This window comes from Polaromonas sp. P3_C2 (genome assembly GCF_056402675.1).
The window spans coordinates 1-7861 of the sequence record NZ_JBFUGX010000143.1 but is presented as its reverse complement, the minus strand read 5'-3'; the positions used below and the strand labels follow the sequence as shown (position 1 = coordinate 7861).

Genomic DNA, 7861 nt, shown 5'->3' with positions numbered 1-7861 from the left:
GCCCAGCAGCACCTGGCAGATGATGGCCAGCGGATTTTCGCTGCGCGGATTGTCGCTGGTCACCACCACCTGGTCGGCATTTTTTTCGGCTACGGCTGCCATTAGCGGTCGCTTGGTGGTGTCGCGGTCCCCACCGCAACCGAACACGCACCAGAGCTGACCATTGCGGTGTGCCGCTGCCGGTCGCAGCGCGAGCAATACCTTTTCAAGTGCGTCGGGCGTGTGGGCGTAATCGATCACCACCAGCGGCCGACCGGGCATGGCCAACGTCTCGGTGCGGCCGGGCACGGGTAGCAGGCCGGCACAGGCCTTGACCGCATCGGCCAGCGGCACACCCATGGCGCGCAGGGCCGCGAGTACACCGAGCAGGTTGGACACGTTGTACTGGCCCACCAGTCGGGCAGCCAGCGTATGGCTTTCGGCACCCTCCGTCACCTCAAAGCTCAAGGCATCAGTGCCGTGCTCGAGCTTGCGCGCCTGCAAACGCGCCGGCTCCGCACAGGACACCGTCCAGAGGTCCAGGCCGCTCCCCGCGAGCGACTCCTTCAGTTCTGCACCCTTGGCATCGTCGATATTGATGACCGCCGCCTTCAGGCCCGGCCAGCCGAACAGCGCGGCCTTGGCCTCCCAGTAGGCTTGCATGGAAGTGTGGTAGTCGAGGTGGTCCTGCGTGAAATTGGTAAAAATTGCGACCTCAATGACGGTCGCGTCCAGGCGGTGTTCGACCACGCCGATGGAGGAGGCCTCCAGCGCACAGGCGACAAAGCCCTGGTCGGCGAAGCGCCGAAGTTCCTGTTGCAGCAGCACCGGGTCGGGCGTCGTCAGGCCGTTGGAAACCATGGCACCAGGCTCACCTATGCCCAGCGTGCCAATGACGCCGCATTTGTGACCCAGCCGGCCCAGAGCCTGCGCCAGCCACCAGGCGGTGGAGGTCTTGCCGTTGGTGCCGGTCACAGCGGAAACCCGCAACTGCCGGCTCGGTTGGTCGAAGTAGACGGCGGCGATAGGCCCGGTCGCAGCCTTGAGACCGGCGTATTCGGCGATCTTTTCGTCCTGGAAACCGAAGGCGGCCGCGCCTTCCTGTTCGACCAGACAGGCAGTGGCGCCCGCATTCAACGCGCTGCCCACGAACTTGCGCCCATCGGTCGCGGTGCCGGGCCATGCGATAAAGCCGTCGCCCGGGGTCAGTCTGCGGCTGTCCGTGCACAGGCTGCCGCTCACGCGTTCGCGCAACCAGCCGGCGGCTTGTTCAGGGGTGTGGAGTTGCATGCTCAAAACGACTCCTCCACGGCCTGCGTGGTGATYTGCGGYTTGACGCTCATGTCGGGCTGCACGCCCATCATGCGCAGGGTCTGCTGCACCACCTCACTGAACACAGGCGCGGCGGCCACGCCGCCGAAGTAGTTGCCATCGCTGGGCTCGTCGATCATCACACCGACGACGATGCGGGGCGCTTCAATGGGGGCCATGCCGGTGAACCAGGCCCGGTACTTGTTGGTGGCATAACCTTTTCCAACCTGCTTGTGCGCCGTTCCCGATTTGCCGCCTACCGAATAACCCACCGTTTGCGCCAACGGACCAGTACCCCCGGGTGCGGCGGCCATTTGCAGCATCCGGCGGACGGCGTGCGCGTTCGCTGCGGAAAAGACCTGTACGCCTACCGCGGGCTCACTGCTCCTGAGCATGGTGACGGGAATGATCTGGCCGTCATGTGCGAACGCAGTGTAGGAGTGCGCCATCTGGAACAGCGAAGCCGACAGCCCGTAACCATAGGCCATGGTCGCCTGCTCGACAGGGCGCCAGGTCTTCCAGGGTCGCACACGTCCGGTGACCGCGCCTGGGAACTGGATCTGCGGCTTTTGCCCATAACCCAGAGCCATGTAGGTCTCCCACATTTCCTGCGGACTCATCTTTTGTGCGATCTTCAGCGCGCCGACGTTGCTGGATTTCTGGATGACGCCTTCCACTGTCAGCGTGCCGTAGTTGTGGGTGTCACTGATGGTGAAGCCGCCGATGCTGTAACGGCCGGGTCCGGTTTCGATGACGGTTTGCGGCTTGATGCGACCGGCCTCCAGCGCCATGGCCACCGTGATCGGCTTCATCGTGGAACCCGGCTCGAAGGTATCCGTGAGGGCCCGATTGCGCAACTGCTCGCCGGTCAGATTTTTCCGCCTGTCGGGCACGTAGCTGGGATAGTTCGCCAGTGCCAGTACCTCGCCGGTGGTGGAGTCCAGCACCACGACGCTGCCGGCCCGGGCTTTGCGCGCAATGACCGCGTCGCGCAGCTTCTGGTAGGCGAAGAACTGCACCTTGCTGTCTATGCTCAGCTGGATGTCCTTGCCTTCGACGGGCGGCATCTGTTCGCCGACATCCTCGACGACACGGCCCAGGCGGTCCTTGATCACGCGGCGCGAACCGGCCTTGCCGGCCAGGTCCTTGTTGAAGGCCAGCTCAATGCCCTCCTGGCCGCGATCCTCAACGTTGGTGAAGCCCACCACGTGGGCCACGGTTTCGCCCTCGGGATATTGACGCTTGTATTCCTTGCGCTGGTAGATGCCCTTGATGCCCATGGCATGGATTTTTTTTGCCACCGGCTCGTCGACCTGACGCTTGAGCCAGACAAAGGTCTTGTCCTCTTCGCCCAGCTTCCTGTTGAGCTCGACCAACGGCATTTCCAGCAGCACGGCCAGCTCGGCCAGTTGCGACTTGCTGGCTTCGACGTCTTCGGGAATGGCCCAGATGCTGGATGCCGGTACGCTGGATGCGAGGATCAGCCCATTGCGGTCCAGGATGCGGCCGCGGTTGGCGGGCAACTCCAGTGTGCGGGCAAAGCGCACCTCACCCTGGCGCTGGAAAAATTCATTGCCAAAAATCTGGATATAGGCCGCACGGCCCGCTAGCCCGGCAAAAGCCAACGCGATACCAGCCACGATGAATTTGCTGCGCCAGACGGGAGTCTTGCTGGCCAGCAGGGGGCTGGACGAATAAAGCACGCTGCGACTCATGGCCTGGGCCCTTCCGGTGCCGAAGCCGCCGTTACCGGAGCGTCCTTGTAGCTCACATATTGCGTGATGGCAGGTGTCACCGTGCGCATCTGCAGCTTGTCCTTCGCAAGCTTCTCGACCTTCAGCGGCGTCGCCTGGGCGCGCTTTTCCACCTGCAAACGCTCGTTGTCCATTTCGATTTTGCGGGCTTCGGCCGTCGCTTTTTCCAGCTCGACATAGAGACGTCGCGACTCGTACTGGGTGCGCACGAGGTAAAGCGCGCTGGTCAACACGGCGAGAAGCAACACGAGGTTCAGCCTGGCCATGAGATAGCCCCCACGCTTGTCGCTTCGCGTACTGCGCTGCCCCTCGAAGGGGCCGCTGCGCCTGCGGCCCGGCAAAGCCGGTTCCGCGGCCCCGGCTGGCATGAAATGCCTGTCGCCCTTTGTAGGCCCCTCACGTTTGTCGCTTCGCGTACTACGGGGTTCATGCCGCCACCCCCGTGCGTTCGGCGACGCGCATCACGGCGCTGCGCGAGCGCGGATTGCCTTCGACCTCTTCTGCGCTGGGCTTGGTGCGGCCAAGCGCCTTGAGCTGCATGGCCTTGGGTTCGGCGAAAGGCGCGCGACGGTCGAAAACCTCGCGCGAATGTGCGGCGATGAACTGCTTGACGATGCGGTCTTCGAGCGAATGAAAACTGATCACCACCAGACGGCCTCCCGGTTGGAGAACTTTCAGCGACGCAGCTAGCGCCTGTTGCAGCTCTTCAAGCTCGGCGTTGATGAAAATCCGAAGAGCCTGAAATGTGCGCGTTGCAGGGTCCTTGCCCGGCTCGCGGGTTTTGACCGCGCCAGCCACGACTTCGGCCAGCTCAGCGGTGGTTCGAAGAGGGCCCCGTTCCTGTCGGCGACGATCAATCGCCTTTGCAATCTGTTGAGCAAACCGTTCTTCGCCATATTCACGAATCACCTCCGCCATGGTTTCTATGGATGCATCCACCAGCCACTCGGCCACGCTCTGGCCACGCGTGGTGTCCATGCGCATGTCCAAAGGCCCCTCTTGCCGAAAAGAAAAACCGCGCACCGGGTTGTCGATCTGGGGTGAACTCACACCCAGATCCATCAGCACGCCGGCCGCACTGGCGACGGGCAACTGACCCAAATGCATGAAGCCCTCGTGACGGATGGAAAATCGCGAGTCGGTGATGGTGTGCGCGTCGGCAATGGCGTCGAGATCCTTGTCGAAGGCGGTAAGCCGTCCTTGGGGTGAGAGCTGCGACAGCAACAACCGCGAATGCCCGCCGCGCCCGAAGGTCGCGTCGACGTAGTGGCCGTCCGGGTTGACAAGAAGCGCCGCTATGGCTTCGTTCAACAAGACGGTGCGGTGTGTCCATGTGCCGTTCACCGTCTTCTTTCAGAACGAGAAGTCTTTGAAGACATCGGGCATCTCGCCCTTCATTTGCTCGGCCTCCTGGGCTGCGTAGGTGGCGGCGTCCCAAAGCTCAAAATAACCACCCATGCCCAGCAGCACCGTGTCTTTGCTGATGCCGGCAGCCGCGCGCAATTCGGGCGACACCAGCACACGGCCGGTGGCGTCCATGTCGACGTCCATTGCGTTGCCAAGGAAGATGCGCTTCCACCACTGCGCCTGCATCGGCAACGAAGCAATGCGGTCACGGAATTTTTCCCATTCGTTGCGGGGAAAAATCATGAGACAACCGTGCGGATGTTTGGTGATGGTGAGTTGGCCGGAAGCGGTGGCACTCAGCACGTCACGATGCCTGGTAGGCACGGAGAGCCTACCCTTGGTATCGAGAACTAACGATGAAGCGCCTTGAAACACTGCTACAAACCCTTGAAAAACACTTTTCACCACTAAATTGCACTTTTCCCCACTTTAGCAGGAAACCATTTGCAAACAAGGGATTTGAAACAAATTTTTTCAATGAAATCAAGGACTTAGGAGTATCTTCGGATCCAGGGCTTATATTAAAAAGTGTTCTAAATTAAGCACTTAGCCGATGCAATGAAAGTATTGCTTTAAGCGCCAGCAACTGGGCGCCCGCCAAAATGGAAAAAAGAGGGACTATTTCCATCCATTCAAACGCTCAGCGACCTGTTTTTGGACAGTGCAAGCATGGCATAGCTATGAAAAATATAGCAGATAACGGCCGCCGCACAACAAGATGAGCGCAGTCGCAGGAATGGCGTGCTTTTTTGAGGGGGAAGGTGCAGAAAGCACAGGGCGCCGGAAGACCTGGCGGGCCAATCCCGACTAGACGGCGAATGGCATGACAACACTACCCAAATCGGCCAGTAGAAAGGCCGCAAAGGTTAGTCGATGCGGACTGTGACCCTTGCGTGCTCAGTGATGCCGATCACATTGAAGAACGCTGCAACGAGGCGGTTGACTTCCGTGAATTGCACTGAGCGGTTTTCCTCTTCGCGGGCTGAGACCCAGTTCAGCAGCGTTCCCGCAGCCGAAAAATCCACGCGAATGAGCTTGGCACAGGAGATCAGCATCATGTCCGCACCCATCAGCTTGACTTCCAGCTTGTCCAGCACTGCTATCGCATCACCCTGGATCTGGCCCGACAGTTCGACCGACAGCACATTGCTCATCTGCGAACTCGGTGCATCCATCTGGGTGTCTCCATCAATAGCGCTGAGACTGGAGGACAMGGAATCACGGTACACGTCGCCAATGATGGCCTGCCCACTCGTGACATCGCCCTGCGCATCGATCGGCTTGTATTCGCAACGTGCACTGTCCCAGGCTGGCGGGGAGACCTCGTAGGTAACGCAGAAGTCGAGTGCGGCCAATTCGAAGTCGTCGGGCCGATGCGTTACACGCAGCGCCTCCATACGCAAAAGCCACCATTGCTGGGCGGTGTCGCGGCTGCCCGAAGGGGTGGCGTTCTGCAGTACCTTCTGCAACTGGGTATCACCCATGAAACGCAGCTGAACGGGCTGAGTCGCCCACCCGCTGAAGACCTTGTACAAAGGCTCGACAGCATCAGGATCGATGGTTTTGAGATTGTTCCAGTTCAGGCGCCATGGCATGGGCGCCTTGGCGGTGGCAGCCTTGAGGGCTGCCACGGTCTGTATACCCAGCACAGAGGGACAGACCCAATCAACAGCGGGACCATTGGCATTGGTGGCAGCCTTGCCCGCCGCCGGCACGCTGAGCATTTTCACCATGTCAGGCATGGAGAACCACTGCGGTGCCGAACGGTCAAACCGCTCGACAAACTGGATGGCTGCCGTTTCAAACTTGTCCTGTTGGGCCGTGGCCCGGTACAGGTCAAACAAGGTCAGCCAGGTATCCGGGTGGCCCGCGCGTACGGCACCGGGGGCAAGAATCTCCAGCAGGCCGGCTTCGGCACCTGCATCGTCGCCATTGGCAAACCGGATAGCGGCCTCCTCCAGCTCTGCGTCATGGGCAACCACTTCCTCCACGTCCACCGCAGTGAGCTTGGAAGGAGAAAAACCGGATGARCCGCCGCCGCTGTCGTAACTGCCGCCGATACCCGCCAGGCCGCCAATGGCGGGAGGTTTGGCAGGAGGCTGGGGAGGCGGCGTAGACCGGGCTGCAGCCAGCGCAACAGACAGGGAATCGGGCTGGGTCTGGGAGGGCTCGTGAGCGGCTTCCCGGGCCGCCTGCTGCTCGGCGGCCAACCTGGCTGCGTTCAGCTGCTGCAAACCTGCCGGCGCCGTGGCCCTGTATGCAGTGGGCAAGGCATTGTCCAGCATGGGGAGCGCCTGCGTCGATGGGCTATGCAAGGGCGCGTGCACCGAGTTGTCCGGCATGCCGCCATTCTTGGTTTTCCACCACTGCATGGACATCTGCGCTTCGATCTCGTCGATCTTCTTGAGCGTGGTGGCCCTGTCGTCGGGCTTGGACGGCATGCTGCTCTGGAAGAACGAAGGCCGGCCGCCTGGGTCCTGGCCCACACCTACCATGGCTTCACGCTTGCGCATCTTGCGCAGCATGTCGAATTCGCGCTTGCGCACGAAGTCGTTTTGCCGCTTGCGCTCAATCATTTCCTTGAGCAATTGCTTGCTCATGGCTTCGTCGCGGTCTGTTTGCGCGCCGTCCAGATCGGACCAGTTCGTGGCCGGATTCCGGACGAACTTCACCATCTTGGAGAGCAAGCCTGAAGCGGTATCTTCTTTGGACATGGCAGGACGATTAAATAAACTTCAACCGGTAATCTGGGGTCAATCGCCGAACATCTTCTGTTTGAGTTCCCGGCGTTGCTGCGCTTCCAGGGACAAATTGGCCGTGGGGCGGGCGATCAGCCGGCCTACGCCGATGGGTTCGCCGGTTTCATCGCAATAACCGTAGTCGCCGGAGTCGATGCGGGCAATCGACTGTTCGATCTTCTTGAGCAGCTTGCGTTCCCGGTCACGGGTGCGCAATTCAAGGGCATGTTCTTCTTCAATCGTAGCGCGGTCCGCCGGGTCGGGCACCACAACGGTGTCTTCCCGCAGATGCTCGGTGGTTTCGCCGGCGCTGTTGTGGATGTCCTGCTTGAGCACCGACAGCTTGTGGCGAAAGAAAGCCAGCTGCTTTTCGTTCATGTACTCGGAGTCCGGCATCGCCTTGACTTCGTCGTCGGTCAGCTGCTCGGCGGATTTGGTCTTCCAGTTGTTGGCGAGCTTGGGGTCTTTTTTGGCCGCCGCCTGGGGTGGCGGCGCGATCACGCGTTCGGTCATTGTGGAGTAACTGGCTTTGGCTGCGTCAGGCGCATGGGTTGGCACCATGGGTGCGGGAGGGGGTGACTGGGTGGCTACACGGGCGGAGCTGCGCCTGCCGGGTTTCAGTGGAGGCGGGGCCATCAGCCCGGCCCTGACCGGTGCCGGGGCGGGTACCAC

General features: G+C 61.2%; 7 protein-coding genes. All 7 read right to left on the bottom strand.

What is annotated here, in order from left to right; translation table 11 throughout:
* Positions 1 to 1269: Mur ligase family protein (locus AC1DWI_RS08290; RefSeq protein WP_477724660.1), on the bottom strand; the 1269-nt coding region annotated here is incomplete at its 3' end.
* A gap of 2 nt (positions 1270 to 1271) precedes the next feature.
* Entirely contained in the window at positions 1272 to 3005 is a 1734-nt protein-coding gene (locus AC1DWI_RS08285; protein WP_477668406.1) for a peptidoglycan D,D-transpeptidase FtsI family protein, read from the bottom strand.
* Entirely contained in the window at positions 3002 to 3310 is a 309-nt protein-coding gene (gene ftsL, locus AC1DWI_RS08280; protein ID WP_477668920.1) for a cell division protein FtsL, read from the bottom strand. Before ftsL ends, AC1DWI_RS08285 begins: the two co-directional genes overlap by 4 nt.
* A gap of 160 nt (positions 3311 to 3470) precedes the next feature.
* The gene (gene rsmH / locus AC1DWI_RS08275; protein ID WP_477668407.1) at positions 3471 to 4388 is read right to left on the bottom strand and encodes a 16S rRNA (cytosine(1402)-N(4))-methyltransferase RsmH; all 918 of its coding nucleotides are present in this window, start codon (positions 4386 to 4388) and stop codon (positions 3471 to 3473) included.
* A gap of 9 nt (positions 4389 to 4397) precedes the next feature.
* Positions 4398 to 4826, bottom strand: coding sequence for a division/cell wall cluster transcriptional repressor MraZ (gene mraZ, locus AC1DWI_RS08270; protein WP_477668921.1), 429 nt, complete (start codon positions 4824 to 4826; stop codon positions 4398 to 4400).
* 491 nt (positions 4827 to 5317) lie between these two features.
* Positions 5318 to 7165: an STAS domain-containing protein gene (locus AC1DWI_RS08265; RefSeq protein ID WP_477724659.1), complete on the bottom strand. Its 1848-nt coding sequence runs from the start codon at positions 7163 to 7165 to the stop codon at positions 5318 to 5320.
* 39 nt (positions 7166 to 7204) lie between these two features.
* Positions 7205 to 7861 carry an RNA polymerase-binding protein DksA gene (gene dksA, locus AC1DWI_RS08260; RefSeq protein ID WP_477724658.1) on the bottom strand — a complete coding sequence of 219 codons (657 nt, stop codon included), beginning with the start codon at positions 7859 to 7861 and terminating at the stop codon, positions 7205 to 7207.

Coding starts and splice junctions, on each gene's coding strand:
- ftsL (WP_477668920.1), bottom strand. CDS start 3,310: ATGGCCAGGCTGAACCTCGTGTTGCTTCTCGCCGTGTTGACCAGCGCG.